General features: G+C 68.0%; 21 protein-coding genes. 15 read left to right on the top strand and 6 right to left on the bottom strand.

Going from position 1 to position 18,361, the window contains the following annotated elements; genetic code table 11:
• Positions 1-236: 236 nt before the first annotated feature.
• Positions 237-452 (bottom strand): hypothetical protein, encoded by a 216-nt coding sequence (locus tag RMP06_RS00535; RefSeq protein ID WP_310459822.1) that lies wholly within the window; start codon positions 450-452, stop codon positions 237-239.
• Between the two features lie 99 nt (positions 453-551).
• Between RMP06_RS00535 and RMP06_RS00530 the strand changes: the two genes are divergently transcribed.
• Complete coding sequence (locus tag RMP06_RS00530; RefSeq protein ID WP_310459821.1) at positions 552-1,463, top strand: ABC transporter ATP-binding protein; 912 nt, start codon at positions 552-554, stop codon at positions 1,461-1,463.
• Positions 1,460-2,251: an ABC transporter permease gene (locus RMP06_RS00525; protein WP_310459820.1), complete on the top strand. Its 792-nt coding sequence runs from the start codon at positions 1,460-1,462 to the stop codon at positions 2,249-2,251. Before RMP06_RS00530 ends, RMP06_RS00525 begins: the two co-directional genes overlap by 4 nt.
• A gap of 21 nt (positions 2,252-2,272) precedes the next feature.
• Here the strand turns inward: RMP06_RS00525 and RMP06_RS00520 are convergent, their stop codons facing one another.
• Together RMP06_RS00520 and RMP06_RS00515 are read right to left on the bottom strand one after the other, a co-directional pair.
• The gene (locus RMP06_RS00520; RefSeq protein ID WP_310459819.1) at positions 2,273-2,668 is read right to left on the bottom strand and encodes a type II toxin-antitoxin system VapC family toxin; all 396 of its coding nucleotides are present in this window, start codon (positions 2,666-2,668) and stop codon (positions 2,273-2,275) included.
• On the bottom strand, positions 2,655-2,927 hold the full coding sequence (locus RMP06_RS00515) for an AbrB/MazE/SpoVT family DNA-binding domain-containing protein (RefSeq protein ID WP_310459818.1): 273 nt from the start codon (positions 2,925-2,927) through the stop codon (positions 2,655-2,657). Before RMP06_RS00515 ends, RMP06_RS00520 begins: the two co-directional genes overlap by 14 nt.
• Positions 2,928-2,997: 70 nt before the next feature.
• Between RMP06_RS00515 and RMP06_RS00510 the strand changes: the two genes are divergently transcribed.
• From RMP06_RS00510 to hisF, 11 genes are all read left to right on the top strand, one after another.
• On the top strand, positions 2,998-3,267 hold the full coding sequence (locus tag RMP06_RS00510) for a BolA family protein (protein WP_310459817.1): 270 nt from the start codon (positions 2,998-3,000) through the stop codon (positions 3,265-3,267).
• A 111-nt stretch (positions 3,268-3,378) separates the two neighbouring features.
• Positions 3,379-4,650: a UDP-N-acetylglucosamine 1-carboxyvinyltransferase gene (gene murA / locus RMP06_RS00505; protein ID WP_310459816.1), complete on the top strand. Its 1,272-nt coding sequence runs from the start codon at positions 3,379-3,381 to the stop codon at positions 4,648-4,650.
• A gap of 23 nt (positions 4,651-4,673) precedes the next feature.
• A complete protein-coding gene (gene hisG / locus RMP06_RS00500) occupies positions 4,674-5,315 on the top strand; it encodes an ATP phosphoribosyltransferase (RefSeq protein ID WP_310459824.1) in 642 nt (213 codons plus the stop codon).
• Between the two features lie 13 nt (positions 5,316-5,328).
• Positions 5,329-6,648 carry a histidinol dehydrogenase gene (gene hisD / locus RMP06_RS00495; RefSeq protein ID WP_310459815.1) on the top strand — a complete coding sequence of 440 codons (1,320 nt, stop codon included), beginning with the start codon at positions 5,329-5,331 and terminating at the stop codon, positions 6,646-6,648.
• Between the two features lie 69 nt (positions 6,649-6,717).
• Positions 6,718-6,957, top strand: coding sequence for a CopG family transcriptional regulator (locus RMP06_RS00490; RefSeq protein WP_310459814.1), 240 nt, complete (start codon positions 6,718-6,720; stop codon positions 6,955-6,957).
• On the top strand, positions 6,929-7,390 hold the full coding sequence (locus RMP06_RS00485) for a PIN domain-containing protein (protein ID WP_310459813.1): 462 nt from the start codon (positions 6,929-6,931) through the stop codon (positions 7,388-7,390). Before RMP06_RS00490 ends, RMP06_RS00485 begins: the two co-directional genes overlap by 29 nt.
• Positions 7,387-8,481, top strand: coding sequence for a histidinol-phosphate transaminase (hisC, locus tag RMP06_RS00480; protein ID WP_310459812.1), 1,095 nt, complete (start codon positions 7,387-7,389; stop codon positions 8,479-8,481). Before RMP06_RS00485 ends, hisC begins: the two co-directional genes overlap by 4 nt.
• An 11-nt stretch (positions 8,482-8,492) precedes the next feature.
• Complete coding sequence (gene hisB, locus RMP06_RS00475) at positions 8,493-9,116, top strand: imidazoleglycerol-phosphate dehydratase HisB (RefSeq protein ID WP_310459811.1); 624 nt, start codon at positions 8,493-8,495, stop codon at positions 9,114-9,116.
• On the top strand, positions 9,116-9,787 hold the full coding sequence (gene hisH / locus RMP06_RS00470; RefSeq protein WP_310459810.1) for an imidazole glycerol phosphate synthase subunit HisH: 672 nt from the start codon (positions 9,116-9,118) through the stop codon (positions 9,785-9,787). Before hisB ends, hisH begins: the two co-directional genes overlap by 1 nt.
• 1 nt (position 9,788) lies before the next feature.
• Positions 9,789-10,538, top strand: coding sequence for a 1-(5-phosphoribosyl)-5-[(5-phosphoribosylamino)methylideneamino]imidazole-4-carboxamide isomerase (gene hisA / locus RMP06_RS00465; protein ID WP_310459809.1), 750 nt, complete (start codon positions 9,789-9,791; stop codon positions 10,536-10,538).
• A 16-nt stretch (positions 10,539-10,554) separates the two neighbouring features.
• On the top strand, positions 10,555-11,334 hold the full coding sequence (gene hisF / locus RMP06_RS00460; RefSeq protein WP_310459808.1) for an imidazole glycerol phosphate synthase subunit HisF: 780 nt from the start codon (positions 10,555-10,557) through the stop codon (positions 11,332-11,334).
• Between the two features lie 13 nt (positions 11,335-11,347).
• Here the strand turns inward: hisF and RMP06_RS00455 are convergent, their stop codons facing one another.
• The gene (locus tag RMP06_RS00455) at positions 11,348-11,977 is read right to left on the bottom strand and encodes a response regulator (protein ID WP_310459807.1); all 630 of its coding nucleotides are present in this window, start codon (positions 11,975-11,977) and stop codon (positions 11,348-11,350) included.
• On the bottom strand, positions 11,974-13,134 hold the full coding sequence (locus RMP06_RS00450) for a hybrid sensor histidine kinase/response regulator (RefSeq protein ID WP_310459806.1): 1,161 nt from the start codon (positions 13,132-13,134) through the stop codon (positions 11,974-11,976). The genes RMP06_RS00455 and RMP06_RS00450 overlap by 4 nt, the downstream gene beginning before the upstream one ends.
• 137 nt (positions 13,135-13,271) lie before the next feature.
• On the opposite strand from RMP06_RS00450, the gene RMP06_RS00445 reads away from it, so the two are divergent.
• Both RMP06_RS00445 and RMP06_RS00440 read left to right on the top strand, forming a co-directional pair.
• A complete protein-coding gene (locus tag RMP06_RS00445) occupies positions 13,272-13,634 on the top strand; it encodes a response regulator (RefSeq protein ID WP_310459805.1) in 363 nt (120 codons plus the stop codon).
• A 28-nt stretch (positions 13,635-13,662) separates the two neighbouring features.
• Complete coding sequence (locus tag RMP06_RS00440; protein ID WP_310459804.1) at positions 13,663-15,723, top strand: chemotaxis protein CheA; 2,061 nt, start codon at positions 13,663-13,665, stop codon at positions 15,721-15,723.
• A gap of 21 nt (positions 15,724-15,744) precedes the next feature.
• Here the strand turns inward: RMP06_RS00440 and RMP06_RS00435 are convergent, their stop codons facing one another.
• A complete protein-coding gene (locus RMP06_RS00435) occupies positions 15,745-18,339 on the bottom strand; it encodes an ABC transporter permease (protein ID WP_310459803.1) in 2,595 nt (864 codons plus the stop codon).
• Between the last annotated feature and the right edge of the window lie 22 nt (positions 18,340-18,361).

The raw sequence follows: 18,361 nt of genomic DNA, 5'->3' as shown, positions 1-18,361 counted from the left end.
CGACCCCCTGGCTCTCAGCGCCTTCGTGTAGGGCGACCAGTTCTTCGTCGTGTACTTCTTCTTCGCCGGCTTGCTCATCCCGTCAGCCTACCTCACCGCTCGACCACCGGCCGGCTGGGTGGGTTGTGCAACAAAGCCCCGCACGAATAACTTCTGGTGGAGCACTTCGAGCAACCTTGAGGTTTTCATAGTGGGAGTGAATCTGCGACATGGATGCAGTTCTCTTGTGAGGCTAATCAACAATTGCCCTTCTTGGCCTGCCCAGGCGGACAGAACGTGCCGTTGCCGTTGCCGTTGCCGTTGCCGTTGCCGTGGCCCGGACCGCCAGCCGGGCGGGCAACGGGCGGCGGGTCGATGATGACCGAGCCGGCCGGGGTGTGGACAGCGCAGCCGGGCAGGGCGATCAGCAGGGTCAGCGCCAGGGGCAGCAGCAGGACAGCGGGGCGTTGCATCGCGGGACTCCTTCGATGGTTCAGGTTGCGCCGACTGTATCGAGAGAGCTGCCGTCGCCCGCGTGAGGAATTGCGCGGTCTCTCTACAATCCCCCCGCAATGACTCCGGCCATCTCCTTCCAGCAGGTCAGCAAGACCTTCAGCACCCCGCGCGGTGCATTGCAGGCCCTCGACGGTGTCAGCCTCGACATCGCCCCAGGTGAATTCTTCGGTCTGCTCGGCCCCAACGGCGCCGGCAAGACCACCCTGATCAGCATCCTGGCCGGCCTGTCGCGGGCGACGACCGGCCGCGTGCGCGTCATGGGCCATGACGTGGTGGACGACTACGCGGCGGCCCGCAAGGCGCTCGGCATCGTCCCGCAGGAACTCGTGTTCGACCCTTTCTTCTCGGTGCGCGAGACGCTGCGCATCCAGAGCGGCTACTTCGGCGTGAAGGGCAACGACGCCTGGATCGACGAGCTGCTGAGCGGCCTCGGCCTCGCGGACAAGGCCGGCGCCAACATGCGGCAACTGTCGGGCGGGATGAAGCGCCGGGTGCTGGTCGCGCAGGCGCTGGTGCACCGGCCGCCGGTCATCGTGCTGGACGAGCCGACGGCGGGCGTGGACGTGGAGCTGCGCCAGACGCTGTGGCAGTTCATCGCCCGGCTGAACAAGGAAGGCCACACCGTGCTGCTGACCACGCACTACCTCGAAGAGGCCGAGGCGCTGTGCGGCCGGATCGCGATGCTCAAGCAGGGCCGCATCGTCGCTCTCGACCGCACGAGCAACTTGCTCGCGGGCACGTCGAGCACGATGCTGCGCTTCAAGACCGACGACGCGTTGCCCGCCGACATCGCCGCCCACGCCCGCGTCACCGGCCGCATCGCGCAGGTCAAGGCGCACGACGCCGCCGAGGTCGAGCAACTGCTGGCACGCCTGCGCACGGCGGGTGTGCGGCTGGAAGACCTCGAAATCGGCCGCGCTGACCTTGAAGACGTGTTCCTCGAAATCATGCAAGGAGGCCGCGCATGAGCACGTCCGCAACGACATCCACGAACCCGGTCTTCGCCGGCGCCGGCACGCTGTTCTACAAGGAGGTGCTGCGCTTCTGGAAGGTCGGTTTCCAGACGGTGGCGGCGCCCGTGCTCACGGCGGTGCTGTACCTGCTGATCTTCGGCCATGTGCTCGAAGACCATGTGAAGGTCTACGACTCGGTGGGCTACACCAGCTTCCTGATCCCGGGGCTGGTGATGATGAGCGTGCTGCAGAACGCTTTCGCCAACAGCTCCTCCAGCCTGGTGCAGAGCAAGATCACCGGCAACCTGGTCTTCCTGCTGGTCTCGCCGCTGTCGCACTGGGCGTGGTTTGTCGCCTACGTCGGTGCGTCGGTGGTGCGGGGCGTGGTGGTGGGGTTCGGCGTGTTCGCGGTGACGGTGTGGTTCGCACCGCTGCGCATGGCCGAGCCGTGGTGGGCGCTGGTGTTTGCGGTGCTGGGCGCGGCGATGATGGGCAGCCTGGGCCTGATCGCCGGGCTGTGGGCCGACAAGTTCGACCAGATGGCGGCGTTCCAGAACTTCATCATCATGCCCATGACCTTCCTGTCGGGCGTGTTCTATTCGGTGCATTCGCTGCCCGGCATCTGGCAGCAGATCAGCCACCTGAACCCGTTCTTCTACATGATCGACGGCTTCCGGCGTGGTTTCTTCGGCGTCAGCGACGTGTCGCCGTGGGTGAGCCTGGGGGTCGTGTCGGTCAGCTTCCTGGTGATCGCGACGGTGGCGCTGCGGCTGCTGGCGAGCGGGTACAAGCTGCGGCACTGAGGCGGGTATTCGCCTCGTCGGTCAATCCGGCGCTTCGACACGGCAGGTGCCCAGCGTCGTCGCCCGCCGGATGAACTTCCGGTCGAAGGTCTTCAGCGCGGCGAGGTGCTGACTCTGCGCCAGATGGAGCGCGTCGGCGAAATCCAGCCCATCCGTTTCATGCCACCGCAGCGCCTGCGCGATCGGGGCGGCCTGCGCCAGATGCACGTTCGGCAATCCGAACAGTCCGCGCAGGCCGCGCACCACCTGTGCCGGCTCGAACCGGTAGGCGAAGCGCAGCACCCACTCGGTCTCGATCACCACCGTGTCCGGCACGAACACGTCGTGCTCGCGCAGCAGGCGGGCGCTGGCGGCGTGCTGCGCCGGCTCGTCGGCGACGAGAAAGCGCACGACGACGTTGGTGTCAATCGCGATCAAGCCACTGCTCCTTCACGCCCTTCGCCAACGCAGCAGCGATGTCGTCGTCGGTCAGCGCCGGGCCGGTGTACGGCAGGCAGCCGACCACGTCGTCCAGTCGGGTGACGGGAAACGTGACACGCGGGCGCAGCAGCAGGCCATCTCCCACGTCGATGACTTCCAGCTCGGTGCCAGGTGCCCAGTGGTACAGGGTGCGCAAGGGCTTGGGGATGATGATTTGCCCCTTGCTGGACATGCGTGTCGTTGGGATGGTTTCCATTGGACACCTCCAGGGTAAGACGAAAGTAAGATCATAAGCCGATGCCGATGCCGCTACAATCTCGCGCACCATGGCCGATCCCACCCCCACCCAAGTCCGCGATTTCATTGCCGCCGGCCTGTCCTGCGAGCACCTCGAAGTCGAAGGCGACGGCCGTCATTTCTTTGCCACCATCGTCTCCAGCGCCTTCACCGGCAAGCTGCGCGTGGCCCGCCACCAGCTCGTCTACGCAGCCCTTGGCGAGCGCATGCGCGAAGAGATCCACGCGCTGTCGATGAAGACGCTCACCCCGACCGAGTGGGCTGCGCAAGCCACCCCGGCCACCCCCTCCCACCATTGACCACCCCGCGCGCGGCCCAGGCTGCGGCGCGGGCGTGTGCATGCCCCTGCGGTGTGCGACAGGCCCGCCCGATCCCCGGCCCGGACCTCGCGCCCGCACAGGCACACACCGATGGACAAGCTCCTCATTCGCGGCGGCCGCACCCTCCAGGGTGAAGTCACGATCTCCGGCGCCAAGAACGCCGCCCTGCCCGAGCTGTGCGCGACGCTGCTGACGGCCGAGCCGGTGACGCTGGCCAACGTGCCGGTGCTCAAGGACGTGGCGACCACGCTCAAGGTGCTCGCCCAGCTCGGCGCCACCTCCACCCGCACGGCCGAGCAGCCGGACGTGGTGACCGTCGATGCCTCGAACATCACCTCCACCGAGGCGACCTACGACCTCGTGAAGACGATGCGCGCCTCGATCCTCGTGCTCGGCCCGCTGCTGGCGCGCTTCGGTGTCGCGCGGGTGTCGCTGCCGGGCGGCTGCGCGATCGGTTCGCGGCCGGTCGATCAGCACATCAAGGGCCTGCGGGCGATGGGCGCCGAGATCCGCGTCGAGCATGGCTACATCCACGCCACCGCCTCGCCCCGTCTCAAGGGCGCCCGCATCACCACCGACATGGTGACCGTCACCGGCACCGAGAACCTGCTGATGGCCGCGACGCTGGCCGACGGCGAGACGGTGCTGGAAAACGCCGCGCAGGAGCCGGAGATCACCGACCTCGTGGACCTGCTCGTCTCGATGGGCGCGCAAATTGAGGGCCGCGGCACCAGCCACCTGCGCATCACTGGCGTCGAGCGCCTGCACGCGCCGAAGGTGCCGCACCAGATCATCCCGGACCGCATCGAGGCCGGCACCTTCCTGTGCGCCGTCGCCGCAGCGGGCGGCGACGTGACGCTGCGCCGCGCCGACGCGCGCCACCTGGACGCCGTGATCACCAAGCTGCGCGAAGCCGGTGTCACGGTCGAGGTGGGCGACGACTGGATCCGCGTGCAGATGAGCGCACGCCCCAAGGCCGTGAGCTTCCGCACCAGCGAGCACCCGCTGTTCCCGACCGACATGCAGGCGCAGTTCATGGCCGTGAACTGCATCGCCGAGGGCGTGGCGCGGGTGACCGAGACGATCTTCGAGAACCGCTTCATGCACGTCAACGAGCTGGTCCGGCTGGGCGCGCACATCGCCGTGGACGGCCACACGGCGCTGGTCGAAGGCATCCCGCGCCTGTCGGGCGCGACCGTGATGGCGACTGACCTGCGCGCTTCGGCGTCGCTGGTGATCGCCGGGCTGGTGGCCGACGGCGTGACCACCGTGGACCGCATCTACCACCTCGACCGCGGCTACGACGCCATGGAAGTGAAGCTGCGCGGCATCGGCGCGGACATCGAAAGGGTTCCGGCATGAGCACGAACGCGCCCACGAACGGAATGATCACGCTGGCGCTGTCCAAGGGCCGGATCTTCGAGGAAACGCTGCCGCTGCTGGCCGCTGCCGGCATCGAGGTGCTGGAAGACCCCGAGAAGTCCCGCAAGCTGATCCTGCCGACGAACCGGCCGGACGTGCAGGTCGTGCTGGTGCGCGCCACCGACGTGCCGACCTACGTGCAGTACGGCGGCGCCGACCTCGGCGTGGCCGGCAAGGACATCCTGATCGAGCACGGCGGCCAAGGTCTCTACCAGCCGCTGGACCTGAACATCGCCAAGTGCCGCATGAGCGTGGCGGTGCGCGAAGGCTTCGACTACGCGGCAGCGGTGAAGCAGGGGTCGCGCATCCGCGTGGCGACCAAGTACACCGCCATCGCCCGCCAGCACTTCGCCGACAAGGGCGTCCACGTCGATCTGATCAAGCTGTATGGCTCGATGGAACTCGCGCCGCTGACCGGGCTGGCCGACGCCATCGTCGATCTGGTCTCCACCGGCAAGACGCTGGTGGCGAACCACCTCGTCGAGGTCGAGCCGTTCATGCAGATCTCGTCGCGCCTCGTCGTCAACCAGGCTGCGCTCAAGCTCAAGCGTGACCAGCTTCGGCCGCTGATCGACGCTTTTGCCTCCGCCATCCCCAAAGACTGAAGAAAGCCCCGCCATGTCCCCCGTCGCCATCCGCCACCTGAACACCGCCGCCCCGGACTTCGACGCCGAGTTCCAGCGCGTGCTGCATTGGTCGGCGGAGACGGACCACGCGATCGAGGAGCGGGTCGCGGCCATCCTGAAGGACGTGCAGCAGCGCGGCGACGCGGCGGTGATCGAGTACACGAACCGCTTCGATGGCATGCAGGCCGAGTCGATGGCCGCGCTGGAGCTGACCCGCGAGGAACTGAAGGCCGCGTTCGAGGCGATCACGCCCGCGCAGCGCCACGCGCTGGAAGCCGCAGCGAAGCGTGTGCGCAGCTACCACGAGCGGCAATTGCAGGCGTGCGGCCTGAGCTGGCAGTACCGCGACGAGGACGGCACGCTGCTCGGCCAGAAGGTCACGCCGCTGGACCGCGTCGGCATCTATGTGCCGGGCGGCAAGGCGGCGTATCCGTCCTCGGTGCTGATGAACGCGATCCCGGCGCACGTCGCTGGGGTCGGCGAGATCATCATGGTCGTGCCGACGCCGAAGGGCGAGAAGAACGCGCTGGTGCTGGCCGCCGCCCATGTCGCGGGCGTGAGCCGGGTGTTCACGATCGGCGGGGCGCAGGCGGTCGGCGCGCTGGCTTACGGGACGGCGACCGTGCCGCGTGTGGACAAGGTCACCGGCCCCGGCAACGCCTACGTGGCGAGCGCCAAGCGGCGTGTCTTCGGTCAGGTGGGCATCGACATGATCGCCGGCCCGTCGGAAATCCTCGTGCTGGCCGATGGCACGACGCCGCCCGACTGGGTCGCGATGGACCTCTTCTCGCAGGCCGAGCACGACGAGCTGGCGCAGTCCATCCTGCTGTGCCCGGACGCCGGGTACATCGCCAAGGTGCAGGCCGAGATCGACCGCCTGATCGACGCCATGCCGCGATGCGACGTGATCCGCGCCTCGCTGGAAGGGCGGGGTGCGCTGATCCTGACCCGCGACATGGATGAAGCCTGCGCGATCAGCAACCGCATCGCGCCGGAGCATCTGGAAGTCAGCTCGTCTGATCCGCACCGCTGGGAGCCGCTGCTGCGCCACGCCGGGGCGATCTTCCTGGGCGCGTACACGAGCGAAAGCCTGGGCGACTACTGCGCCGGTCCGAACCATGTGCTGCCGACTTCGGGCACTGCGCGTTTTTCGTCGCCGTTGGGGGTGTATGACTTCCAGAAGCGCAGCAGCCTGATCGAGGTGAGCGAGCAGGGGGCGCAGACGCTGGGTGTGATCGCGGCGGAGCTGGCCTATGGCGAAGGCTTGCAGGCGCATGCGCAGGCCGCCGAGTTCCGCCTCAGGAATCGTTGAGATGCTGTTGACACGAAGTTCGTGTTGCACGAATATCTTGCAACACTGTATTCGTGTAACGGAGCGATGATGAAAAACGTCACCATCACCATGGAAGACCATGTGGCCGATTGGGCACGCATGGAGGCCGCCCGCCGCAATACCAGCGTCTCGCGGCTGCTGGGCGAGTTCCTGGCGGAAAAGATGCACCACGATGACGCCTATGAACGGGCGATGCGCGAGGCACTGGCGTTCACGCCGATTCCTTTTGAACGTCCGTACCTGTCACGGGACGAGGTCTATGCCGAGCGACTCGACCGTTTTCGTTGACACCAACGTCCTGCTGTATGCGCAGGATCCCCGTGTGCCGGACAAGCAGGGGCGTGCGTCGGCCTGGGTCGCCCATTGCTGGCGCGAAGGCTGTGGTCGCCTGAGCACGCAGGTGCTCAACGAGCTGTATGTCAACTTGCGCCGCACCGCCCCGCAGCTCGACTTGGCCGAAGGGCGTGCCCTGGTGCGGCGTTACCGGACCTGGCGGCCGTGGACGGTCGATGACACCACGGTCGATCTGGCCTGGACGCTGCAAGACCGTTTCGCGCTGAGCTACTGGGACGCGCTGATGGTGGCCGCCGCCCAGCAGCAAGGCTGCCGCTACCTGCTCACCGAAGACCTGCAGCATGGCCAGCAGATGGATCGGTTGCAGATCCTCAATCCGTTTGTTGTCGGGACCGAGGTTCTTGACATGCCCTTATCCCCACCATGACCGCACTTCCCGCACTTCCCGCACGCCTCTCGACCACGCTCCGCCAGGATGTCCAGGGCATGCACGCCTACGCCGTCCAGCCGAGCGCCGGTTTCATCAAGCTGGACGCGATGGAGAACCCTTTCCTGCTCCCGCCCGCGCTGCAGGCCGAACTGGGGCAGCGCCTCGGCGAGGTGGCGATCAACCGCTACCCTGGCGGGCGCATTGACGACCTGAAGTCCGCGCTGGCCGCCCACATCGCGATGCCGGAAGGCTGTGCGCTGATGCTCGGCAATGGCTCGGACGAACTGATCTCGCTGCTGGCGCTGGCCTGCGACGTGCCGGGTGCCACGGTCCTGGCGCCGGTGCCGGGCTTCGTGATGTACGCGATGTCGGCGCAGTTGCAGGGGCTGAACTTCGTCGGCGTGCCGTTGACGGCGGATTTCGAGCTGGACGAGGCCGCGATGCTGGCCGCGATCGAGCAGCACCGCCCCGCGATCACCTACATCGCCTACCCGAACAACCCGACCGCCAACCTGTTCGACGACGCCGTGATCGAGAAGATCGTCGCGGCGGTCAGCGCACAGAACGGGCTGATCGTGTTCGACGAGGCGTACCAGCCGTTTTCCTCGCGCACCTGGCTGCCGCGGGCAGGCGAGCATGACCACGTGCTGGTGATGCGCACCCTGAGCAAGTTCGGCCTCGCCGGTATCCGCCTGGGCTACATGGTCGGGCCGGCCGCGCTGATCGCCGAGATCGACAAGGCACGCCCGCCGTACAACGTCAGCGTGCTGAACGCTGAAGCCGCGCTGTTCGCCCTGGAACACGCCGACGAATACGCCCGCCAAGCCGCGGTATTGCGCCAAGAGCGCGAGCGGCTGCAAGCGGCGCTGCGCGACATGCCCGGCGTGCAGGCTTGGCCGAGCGAGGCGAACATGATCCTCGTGCGCGTCGCCGATTCGAAGGCGACCTTCGAGGGCATGAAGCAGCGCGGCGTCCTCATCAAGCATGTCGCGGCGCTTCACCCGTTGCTGGCCAACTGCCTGCGCCTGACGGTCGGCACCCCGGAAGAAAATACCCGCATGATCGACGCGCTGCGTGTGTCGGTCTGAAGATGAGCACCATGAACACTCCAAGCAGCGTCAGCACTGACTTCTCCCCCCGGATCGCCGAGATCCAGCGCAACACCAACGAGACCAAGATCCGCGTGCGGGTCAACCTCGACGGCTCCGGCGTGTCCAAGCTCGCCACCGGCATCGGCTTCTTCGACCACATGCTCGACCAGATCGCCCGCCACGGCCTGATCGACCTGGAGATCGAGGCTGACGGCGACCTGCACATCGACGGCCACCACACGGTCGAAGACGTCGGCATCACGCTGGGCATGGCGGTGGCCAAGGCGGTCGGCGACAAGAAGGGCCTGACGCGCTACGGCCACAGCTACGTGCCGCTGGACGAGGCGCTGTCCCGCGTCGTCATCGACTTTTCCGGGCGGCCGGGGCTGGAGATGGACGTGAAGTTCACCGCCGGGATGATCGGCGCGCTCGACACGCAGCTCGTCTACGAGTTCTTCCAGGGCTTCGTCAACCACGCGCTGGTCAGCCTGCACATCGACAACCTCAAGGGCCACAACGCCCACCACCAGTGCGAGACGATGTTCAAGGCGTTCGGCCGCGCAGTGCGCATGGCGATCACGCCCGATCCGCGCTCGGCCGGCGTGATCCCGTCCACCAAGGGGTGCCTCTGATGACCAGCACGAACCGTCGCACCGTCGCCGTCGTCGATTACGGCATGGGCAACCTGCGCTCGGTGTCGCAGGCGGTGCTGCATGTGGCGCAAGGCTCGGGGCTGGAGGTCGTCGTGACGTCAAAGCCCGACGAGGTACGCGCCGCGGAGCGTGTCGTGCTGCCGGGGCAGGGCGCGATGCGCGACTGCATGCGCGAGCTGCACGATTCCGGGCTGAAGGACGCCGTGCTCGAAGCCGCCGCGACCAAGCCGCTGATGGGCGTGTGCGTCGGGATGCAGATGCTGCTGGACCACTCCGAGGAGCAGGACACGCCCGGCCTCGGCCTGATCCCCGGCCGCGTGAAGCGTTTCCAGTTGGACGGTCGCCTGCAGCCCGATGGCAGCCGCTACAAGGTGCCGCAGATGGGCTGGAACCGCGTGCGCCAGTTCGCCCATGACGGAGCGGTGCATCCGGTCTGGGCGGGTGTGCCCGACGGCGCTTGGTTCTACTTCGTCCACAGCTACTTCACGACGCCCGACGACCCGCGCCACACGGCCGGCGAGACCGATTACGGCGCGTCGTTCACCTGCGCGGTGGCGCGGGACAACATTTTCGCCACCCAGTTTCACCCCGAAAAAAGTGCCGCCCACGGGCTGGCGCTGTACCGCAATTTCCTAGCTTGGAAGCCCTGACATGCTGCTGATTCCGGCGATCGATCTCAAAGACGGCCAATGCGTGCGCCTCAAGCAAGGTGACATGAACGATTCCACCACCTTCGGCGCCGACCCTTCGGTGGTCGCCCGCCGCTGGCTCGACGCGGGCGGCCGACGCCTGCACTTGGTGGACCTGAATGGCGCATTCGCCGGCAAACCGGTCAACGCCGGGGCGATCCAGTCGATCCTGGCCGAGGTGGATGGCAAGATCCCCGTGCAACTTGGCGGCGGTATCCGCGACCTCGACACCATCGAGCGTTACCTCGACGCCGGCATCACCTACGTGATCATCGGCACGGCGGCGGTGAAGAACCCCGGCTTCCTGCGCGATGCCTGCACTGCCTTCCCCGGCCACATCATCGTGGGCCTCGACGCCAAGGATGGGCTGGTCGCCACCGACGGCTGGAGCAAGCTCAGCGGCCATGAGGTCGTGGATCTGGCGAAGAAGTTCGAGGGCTACGGCGTCGAAAGCATCATCTACACCGACATCGGCCGCGACGGCATGCTCACCGGCATCAACATCGACGCCACCGTGAAGCTGGCGCAGGCGCTGACGATCCCGGTGATCGCCTCGGGCGGACTGTCCAACATCGCCGACATCGAGGCGCTGTGCGCGGTGGAGAGCGAGGGCGTGCAGGGCGTGATCTGCGGGCGTTCGATCTACACCGGCGACCTCGATTTCGCGGCAGGGCAGCGCCTGGCCGACGAACGCAATGGCACCACGGCCTGAGCCGGAACGGACCCCCATGCTCGCCAAACGCATCATTCCCTGCCTCGACGTGACCGGCGGCCGGGTCGTCAAGGGCGTCAACTTCGTCGGCCTGCGCGACGCGGGCGATCCGGTGGACATCGCCGCCCGCTACAACGACCAGGGCGCCGACGAGCTGACCTTCCTCGACATCACCGCCACCAGCGACGGCCGCGACCTGATCCTGCACATCATCGAGGCGGTGGCGTCGCAGGTCTTCATCCCGCTGACGGTGGGCGGCGGCGTGCGCACGGTGGCCGATGTGCGCCGGCTGCTCAACGCGGGCGCGGACAAGGTGAGCTTCAACTCGGCCGCCGTGGCCAATCCCCAGGTGATCCGCGAGGCGTCGGAGAAGTACGGCGCGCAGTGCATCGTCGTCGCCATCGACGCCAAGAAGCGTGTCGGCGAGGATCTGGCCGCCAAGGGGCCGGGCTGGGATGTCTACACCCACGGCGGGCGCAAGAACATGCACCTCGACGCCGTGGCCTGGGCGCGCCAGATGGCCGAGATGGGCGCCGGCGAGATCCTGCTGACCAGCATGGACCGCGACGGCACCAAGATCGGCTTCGACCTGGCGCTGACCCGCGCGGTCGCGGATGCCGTGTCGGTGCCCGTGATCGCGTCGGGTGGTGTCGGCAATCTCGACCACCTCGCCGATGGCGTGCAGCAGGGCGGGGCGGATGCGGTGCTGGCCGCCAGCATCTTCCACTACGGCGAGCACACGGTCGGCGAGGCCAAGGCGCTGATGGCGGCGCGCGGGATTCCGGTGCGGATCTGAGCGCTGGCTGGCGTCAGACCAGCTCGTTGCGGATCGCGTAGACCGTCAGTTCCGAGTTGTTCGTGAGGCTGAGCTTCTCCAGCACCCGCGCCCGGTAGACGCTCACCGTCTTCGGGCTCAGCGACAGCTGCTCGGCGATGTCGCTCAGCCGCTTGCCGGAGGCGATCATCGTCAGCGTCTGCAGTTCGCGGTCGGAGAGCTTGTCGTGCGCGGCTTCCGGGGCGGGCGTGGTCAGGCTTTCGACCAGCATCTGCGCCATCTCGGCGGTGATGTACTTGCGGCCTTGCGCCACCATCCGCACGGCGGTGACGATCTGCGCCGTGTCGCCGCCCTTGTTGACGTAGCCGTAGGCGCCGCCGCGCAGGGCGCGCAGCGCGTACTGGTCCTCCGGGTACATCGACACGATCAGCACCCGGATCGGCGAGCCTTCGTCCTTGAGCGCGTGCAGCACGTCCAGACCGCTGCGCCCCGGCATGTTGATGTCCAGCACCAGCACGTCGCAGGTGGTGGTGCGCAGCAGGGTGCGCAGCTCGCCATATTCGCCGGCCTCGCCGACGATCTGCATGTCGGGCTGCTCGGCCAGCGTGTCGCGGATGCCCCGGCGGATCAGGGCATGGTCGTCACAGAGAATTACGCGGGTCATAGGGCGCCCCAGGTGGAGGGATCATGCGGGCTGCTGGTCAGCGGGAGATCGGTCTCGGCATCGCCGGAATGCGAAAGCTCGCCGCTCAGATCGAGAGGCATGGAGAGTATCAGGGTCGTGCCGGTCGGCGAGCTGCTCAGGTCGATCCAGCCGCCCACGGTGTCCGCTCGTTCATGCAAGCCGCGAATTCCGAACGAATGGTCCTTGCCCAGATCGCCGTTGGCCAGCCCGCGGCCGTTGTCGCTGATCTCCAGCGACAACACGCCGGCCGCCACGGTCAGGTCCACCTGGACCCGGTTGGCCTGGGCGTGCTTGGAGATGTTGGTCAACGCTTCCTGGGCCGTGCGGTAGGCCACCAGCGGCACACCGGGTGACAGGCTGAGGTGGTCGTGGCTGGTGCGGAAGGTGGTGCGCATGCCGGTGCGGCGCTCGAAGCGCTGGGTCATCCACTGCAGCGCGGCCACCAGACCCTGCTCCAGGATGGCGGGACGCAGGTTGTGCATGATCCGCTGGCTGGCCTCGATGGCGTGGTTGACGGACTCCAGCGCCTGCTGGGCGCGTTCGGCCATCGGGCCATTCGGGGCATGGCGGGCGATCCAGGCCAGATCGAACTTGACCGCAGTCAGCGAGCCGCCCACATCGTCGTGGACCTCGCGGGCGATGGCGGCGCGCTCCATCTCGATGCTGGTCTGCAAGTGCTGGGCCAGCTCCGACAGGCGCTTGCGCGAGCGGGTCAGTTCCTCGTCCGTGCGCTGGCGTGCCCGCTGGCCTTCACAGACCTCCACCGCGTGCAGCAGCGCGGGCACCAGCCGGTTCAGGTTGCTCTTGAGCAGATAGTCGGAGGCGCCATTGCGCATGGCCTCCACGGCTGTGTCCTCGCCGATCTCGCCCGAGACGAGGATGAAGGGCAGCAGCGTGTCGCGGTCGCGCAGCAGCTCCAGCGCGATCAGCCCGGAGAAGCCCGGCAGGTTGTAGTCCGAGATGACGGCATCCCAGCTCTGGCCGAGGGCCGCGAGAAAGGCCCCTTCGGTGTCGACCCGGTGCATCGTGGCCTCGATGCCGCCGCGGCGCAGGTGGACCAGGACCAGCTGGTGGTCCATGTCCGAGTCTTCGAGGTGCAGGATGCGCAGGCGGCGCGGTGGAGGCGGGCGGTACATGGTGCGTCTCCTGGAAACTGGGCTGGATTTTGCGGCGTGATCCTTGCACCACCAGGGCCCGGTAGTGAGAAAAAATGAGACAGTTGACGCATACCCTGCAACCAGGACGCGTCTGGCCCCTGCCGGAGTAGTGCTTCATGCCTTTGATCCTCGCTGTCGATGACTCCGCCTCCATGCGGCAGATGGTTTCTTTCACGCTCAAGAGCGCCGGCTACCAGGTGGTGGAAGCGGTCGACGGCGCCGATGCCTGGGACAAGGCCGGAAGGCAGGCCTTCGACCTGATCCTGACCGACCAGAACATGCCCAGGCTGGACGGCACCTCGCTGACCCGCAAGCTGCGCGAGACCTCGCAATACCAGTCCACCCCCATCCTCATCCTCACGACCGAGTCCGGCGAGGACATGAAGCGGGCGGGGCGCGACGCGGGTGCGACCGGCTGGCTGGTCAAGCCCTTCGATGCGATCAAGCTGCTCGAAGTCCTTCGCATGGTCATCCGCTGAATGCGGCGTTCATCTCCAGGCGTACTCCATGACTGACTCCACCCAGGACCACCGAGACCCAAACCGCTCCAGCGACGGTGGTCTCGATCTGCAGCAGTTTCACCAGACCTTCTTCGAAGAGGCGGCCGAGAATCTCCAGCGCATGGAGCAGTTGCTGCTCGCACTGGACCCGGCCGCCGTCGATGACGAGACGCTCAACGCCATCTTCCGTGTTGCCCACTCGATCAAGGGCGGTGCCGCCACCTTCGGCTTCACCGAAGTGGCCGAGCTGTCGCACGAGATGGAGACGCTGCTGGACCGGCTGCGCCGCCACGAGCTGTCGCCGACGCCACCGATGGTCGACGTGCTGCTGCGCGGCGGTGATGCCCTGTGGGCACAGCTCTCGTTCCGCCAGGGACAGGCGCCGGAAACCCCGCCCACCGAGCCGCTCGTGGCCGATATCCGGCAACTGGCTCGCCTGTCGAGTTCCCCGGCGGCGGCATTGGCGCGCGCTTCGTCGGCTGACGCGCCGGCCGCTGCCGCTGCGCCGATCAAGTCGCTGGTTGGTCAGCGCGAGCTGGAGGTGCGCATCGGACCGCTGGACCATCCGGGTGCAGCCAACCATCTGCACGAGCTGTTCGAGGAAATCCCGGGTCTGGGCGAGATGCGTCCGCTCGACTTTGGCGAAGCCGTCGATGGCATGCGCCGCTTCAGCGTGACGACCAGCTGCACCGACTCGGAGCTGCTGGATCTGTTCAGCTTCCACGTCGATCGGGCGCAGGTGCACCTCAGTGTGCTCGGTCTGGGCTACGGTTTCCATGAAGGCAATCCGGGCGCACCATCACAGGCGGCCGTCAAGGCGACCACGGCGGCGCAGGCCGCGCCTGCCGCCAGCGCGGTCGCGGCACCCGCGGCGCCACGGCCCGGGGGTGGGGGAGCCGGGGCTGCGGTGGATGCGACAACGCTGCGTGTGTCGGTGGACAAGGTCGACCAGCTCATCAACCTCGTCGGCGAGCTGGTGATCACGCAGGCCATGCTGATCCAGAGCAGCCGCGCGCTCGACCCGGTCGCGCACCAGGCGCTGCTGTCGTCGATCAGCCTGGTGGAGCGCAATTCACGGGATCTGCAGGACGCCGTGATGTCGATCCGCATGATCCCGATGTCGGCGGTCTTCAGCCGCTTTCCGCGCATGCTGCGCGACCTGTCCAGCAAGCTGGGCAAGCAGGTCGAGCTGGTCACCATCGGCGAGGCGACCGAGCTGGACAAGGGCCTGGTCGAGAAGATTACCGATCCGCTGACCCACCTGGTGCGCAATTCCTGCGACCACGGCATCGAACTGCCCCAGGTCCGCACCCAGAGCGGCAAGACCGCGCACGGCACGATCACGCTGTCTGCCTGGCACCAGGGCGGCTCGGTCGTGATCGAGGTGCGCGACGATGGCAAGGGCCTGTCGCGCGAGAAGCTGCTGTCCAAGGCCCGCGAACGCGGACTGGCGGCGCCGGACTCGCTGACCGACACGCAGGTCTGGAACCTGATCTTCGAGCCGGGGTTCTCGACGGCGGATGTCGTCACCGACGTCTCCGGCCGTGGTGTCGGCATGGACGTGGTGAAGAAGAACATCACCGGGCTGGGTGGACGGGTCGAGATCGACTCGGCGCCGGGTTGCGGCATGAGCGTCAAGGTGCGCCTGCCGCTGACGCTCGCCATCATGGACGGCATGAGCGTGGCAGTGCGCGACGAGGTCTACATCCTGCCGATGGCCTCGGTCGTCGAGAGCGATCTGGTCGGCCCCGACTCGATTCGCTCGCTGGGCGGCGGTGGCCGGGTGGCCAAGGTGCGCGACGACTACCTGCCGGTGGTCGATCTGGCCGAGCTGCTGGGTTCGCCGCGGACCGAGGGACAGGCGGCGCCGGGCATCATGGTCATCGTGGAATCCGAGGGCTTGCGCGCGGCCCTGCTGGTCGATGAGCTGGTCGGGCAGCAGCAGGTGGTGGTGAAGAACCTGGAGACCCACTTCCGCCGCATTCCCGATGTCTCTGGTGCCACCATCCTCGGCAACGGCAAGGTGGCGCTGATCCTGGACGTGGGCACGCTGGTCAGCCGACGCTGAATTCAGGCATTTCGCCAGACCTCAGGTGGTGGCCTGCCGCAGCGTTTCGCTCACCGGGCGGCGCAGCACCTCGCGCAGGCTCCACCATCCCGCCCCCAGCGCCAGCAACGCACCCGCCGCCGAGCCGAACAGCGGCACCCACAGCGGCGGGTTCCACTGGAAATTGAACACCTCCCGCGCCAGCGCCCAGCCCACGGCCAGTGCCGCAACCGAGGCCAGCAAACCCGCCAGCGCACCCACGCCGAGCAACTCCGCCCGCTGCACCTGCCGCAGCAGCACGCTGCCGGCACCCATCGCACGCAGCAGCGCGAACTCCCGGGCGCGTGCCTCCCGGGTGGCGCTCACGGCGGCGAACAGCACCAGCAGGCCCGCGCACAGCGTGAAGCCGAACAGGAACTCCACCGCCCGGATCACCTGGTCCAGCACGCGCTGCACCTGCCCGAGCTGGGCCGACACGTCCACGCTGGTGATGTTGGGGAAATCATGCGCGAGCGCGGCGTCGAAGCCGGGCTTGGCCGGCGCCCGCAGAGCGGCGATGTAGGTCGCCGGCAGGTCGGGCATCTGGCTGCGCGGAAACATCACGAAGAAGTTCACCCGCATCGAGCCCCAGTCCACCTTGCGCAGGCTGCTGATGCGGCCTTCGATCGGCGTGCCGGCGATGTCGAAGCGCATCTGGTCGCCCAGCTTCAGCCCGAGCGTCTTCGCCAGTCCCTCCTCCACGCTCAGGCCGTCGGTTTCCTCCGCCTTCCACTGACCGGTGACCACCTCGTTGTGGCCGGGCAGCACCGCGCTGTGGCTGAGGTTGAACTCGCGCTCGACCAGCCGCTGTGCGCGCACATCCGGGTAGCTGGACGGCCCGACCTCGCGGCCGTTCACGGCCACCAGCCGGCCGCGGATCATCGGGTACCAGTCATAGCGGGTGACCGCCGAATTCGCCAGGGACTGCCGGAACGCATCACCTTGCTCGGGCAGGATGTTGATGACGAAGCGGTTCGGCGCGTCTGCCGGCGTGGCCGCGCGCCAACTGGAGATCAGATCGGTGCGCAGCAGCACCAGCAGCATCAGCGCCATCAGGCCCAGCGCCAGCGCACTGACCTGCAGCACGGCCAGCGCCGGCCGCGCACTCAGGCTGCGCGTGGCCAGCGTGAGCCAGCGCGGCGCGCCCACCTCGGGCACCGCCCGGCGCAGCGCCTGCACCGCCAGCCATGCGGCACCCGCGAACACCGCCCAGGCCACGGCAAAACCGCCGACCGCGATGGCACCAAGCTTCGGATCCTGCGCCACCACCATCAGCAGCGCGGCGTAGCCCGCCAGCCCCGCCAGCAGCACCACCAGCGACGCGGCCCGCAGATCGCCCATGTCGCGCCGGATCACCCGCAGCGGCGGCACCTGCGCCAGTTGCAGCACCGGCGGCAGCCCGAACGCCGCGATCAGCACCAGCCCGACCGCCAGCCCGAACACCCCCGGCCACGCGCCGGGCGCCGGGAGATTCGTCTCCACCAGCCCGGCCAGCAGGACCACGAATACCTGGTGGACGACCAGCCCGATCAATACACCCAGCGCACTCGCCGCCACACCGACCAGGCCCAGCTCCAGCCCGTAGATGGCTGCGATCCGCCGTTGCGGCAGGCCCAGCACCCGCAGCATCGCGCAGGCGTCCAGATGCCGCGCCGCAAACCCCCGCGCCGCGATGCCCACCGCCACCGCCGCCAGCAGCGCCGCCAGCACGGCCACCAGTTGCAGGAACTGCGCGGCCCGGTCCAGCGTCTGGCGCATCTCGGGGCGGGCGTTGTCCATCGATTCGACCCGGGTGCCGCGCAGGTGGTCGCGCTCGACGGTGGCGTCCACCCAGGCGACGTAGCCGCGCACGGCGGCCTGCGCTGTGGCGCGCCGTTTGGTGTCCGCAGCGACCACTGCCAAGCGCCAGTTCACGCGGCTGGCTGGCTGGATCAGGCCGGTCGCGGCCAGATCGGTCTCGGCCAGCAGGACCCGGGGTGCGAAGCTCATGAAGCCGGCGTCCCGGTCCGGCTCGACCCGCAGCACCTGCGCGATGCGCAGCCGGGCGTCGCCCAGCAGCAGGGCATCGCCGACCTGCACAGCCAGCGCGTCCAGCACGGCGGCATCGACCCAGACCGTGCCCGCCGTCGGCCCTGAGGTCTGCTCGCGCACTGGCCCGGTGGCGCTCTCGCTGACGCCCAGCGTGCCGCGCAGCGGATAGCCTGTCGATACCGCCTTGACCGACACCAGTTTCGACGCCCCTCCGCGTTCGTCCGGCGCGCGGGCCATGCTCGGAAAGCGCACGTTGCGGGCGGTCTTCAGGCCCATCTCGCGGGCGGTCGCCTCGAAACTGGCCGGCAGCGGCTGGTCGCTGGCGACCACCGCGTCGCCGCCGAGCAGCGTCAGTGCGTCCCGCGCCAGTCCGGCCTGCAGGCGATCGGCAAAAAACCCCACCGCGCAGATCGCCGCCACCGCCAGTGCCACCGCCACCAGCATCAGCCGCAGCTCTCCGGCCCGAAAATCGCGCAGCAGTTGCCGCCAGGCCAGCCGCAGCACCGATGGCGGAGTGAGGGTGGTGGTCGGCGACAGGGCGGGTGCAGGCACGTTCACGGTGTTCATTCCGCCAAGGTACACCACCGCG

Source organism: Sphaerotilus sp., from assembly GCF_031429695.1.
Lineage (GTDB): Bacteria > Pseudomonadota > Gammaproteobacteria > Burkholderiales > Burkholderiaceae_C > Sphaerotilus.
The sequence above is the reverse complement of the archived record's forward strand: the minus strand, read 5'-3'. Positions and strand labels throughout refer to the sequence as shown.

What these genes read in the sequence shown, in the direction of transcription:
- RMP06_RS00535 (WP_310459822.1), bottom strand. Translation starts at nt 452, where the DNA reads ATGCAACGCCCCGCTGTCCTGCTGCTGCCCCTGGCGCTGACCCTGCTG.
- RMP06_RS00530 (WP_310459821.1), top strand. Translation starts at nt 552, where the DNA reads ATGACTCCGGCCATCTCCTTCCAGCAGGTCAGCAAGACCTTCAGCACC.
- RMP06_RS00525 (WP_310459820.1), top strand. Translation starts at nt 1,460, where the DNA reads ATGAGCACGTCCGCAACGACATCCACGAACCCGGTCTTCGCCGGCGCC.
- RMP06_RS00515 (WP_310459818.1), bottom strand. Translation starts at nt 2,927, where the DNA reads ATGGAAACCATCCCAACGACACGCATGTCCAGCAAGGGGCAAATCATC.
- RMP06_RS00510 (WP_310459817.1), top strand. Translation starts at nt 2,998, where the DNA reads ATGGCCGATCCCACCCCCACCCAAGTCCGCGATTTCATTGCCGCCGGC.
- murA (WP_310459816.1), top strand. Translation starts at nt 3,379, where the DNA reads ATGGACAAGCTCCTCATTCGCGGCGGCCGCACCCTCCAGGGTGAAGTC.
- hisG (WP_310459824.1), top strand. Translation starts at nt 4,674, where the DNA reads ATGATCACGCTGGCGCTGTCCAAGGGCCGGATCTTCGAGGAAACGCTG.
- hisD (WP_310459815.1), top strand. Translation starts at nt 5,329, where the DNA reads ATGTCCCCCGTCGCCATCCGCCACCTGAACACCGCCGCCCCGGACTTC.
- RMP06_RS00490 (WP_310459814.1), top strand. Translation starts at nt 6,718, where the DNA reads ATGAAAAACGTCACCATCACCATGGAAGACCATGTGGCCGATTGGGCA.
- RMP06_RS00485 (WP_310459813.1), top strand. Translation starts at nt 6,929, where the DNA reads ATGCCGAGCGACTCGACCGTTTTCGTTGACACCAACGTCCTGCTGTAT.
- hisC (WP_310459812.1), top strand. Translation starts at nt 7,387, where the DNA reads ATGACCGCACTTCCCGCACTTCCCGCACGCCTCTCGACCACGCTCCGC.
- hisB (WP_310459811.1), top strand. Translation starts at nt 8,493, where the DNA reads ATGAACACTCCAAGCAGCGTCAGCACTGACTTCTCCCCCCGGATCGCC.
- hisH (WP_310459810.1), top strand. Translation starts at nt 9,116, where the DNA reads ATGACCAGCACGAACCGTCGCACCGTCGCCGTCGTCGATTACGGCATG.
- hisA (WP_310459809.1), top strand. Translation starts at nt 9,789, where the DNA reads ATGCTGCTGATTCCGGCGATCGATCTCAAAGACGGCCAATGCGTGCGC.
- hisF (WP_310459808.1), top strand. Translation starts at nt 10,555, where the DNA reads ATGCTCGCCAAACGCATCATTCCCTGCCTCGACGTGACCGGCGGCCGG.
- RMP06_RS00455 (WP_310459807.1), bottom strand. Translation starts at nt 11,977, where the DNA reads ATGACCCGCGTAATTCTCTGTGACGACCATGCCCTGATCCGCCGGGGC.
- RMP06_RS00450 (WP_310459806.1), bottom strand. Translation starts at nt 13,134, where the DNA reads ATGTACCGCCCGCCTCCACCGCGCCGCCTGCGCATCCTGCACCTCGAA.
- RMP06_RS00445 (WP_310459805.1), top strand. Translation starts at nt 13,272, where the DNA reads ATGCCTTTGATCCTCGCTGTCGATGACTCCGCCTCCATGCGGCAGATG.
- RMP06_RS00440 (WP_310459804.1), top strand. Translation starts at nt 13,663, where the DNA reads ATGACTGACTCCACCCAGGACCACCGAGACCCAAACCGCTCCAGCGAC.
- RMP06_RS00435 (WP_310459803.1), bottom strand. Translation starts at nt 18,339, where the DNA reads ATGAACACCGTGAACGTGCCTGCACCCGCCCTGTCGCCGACCACCACC.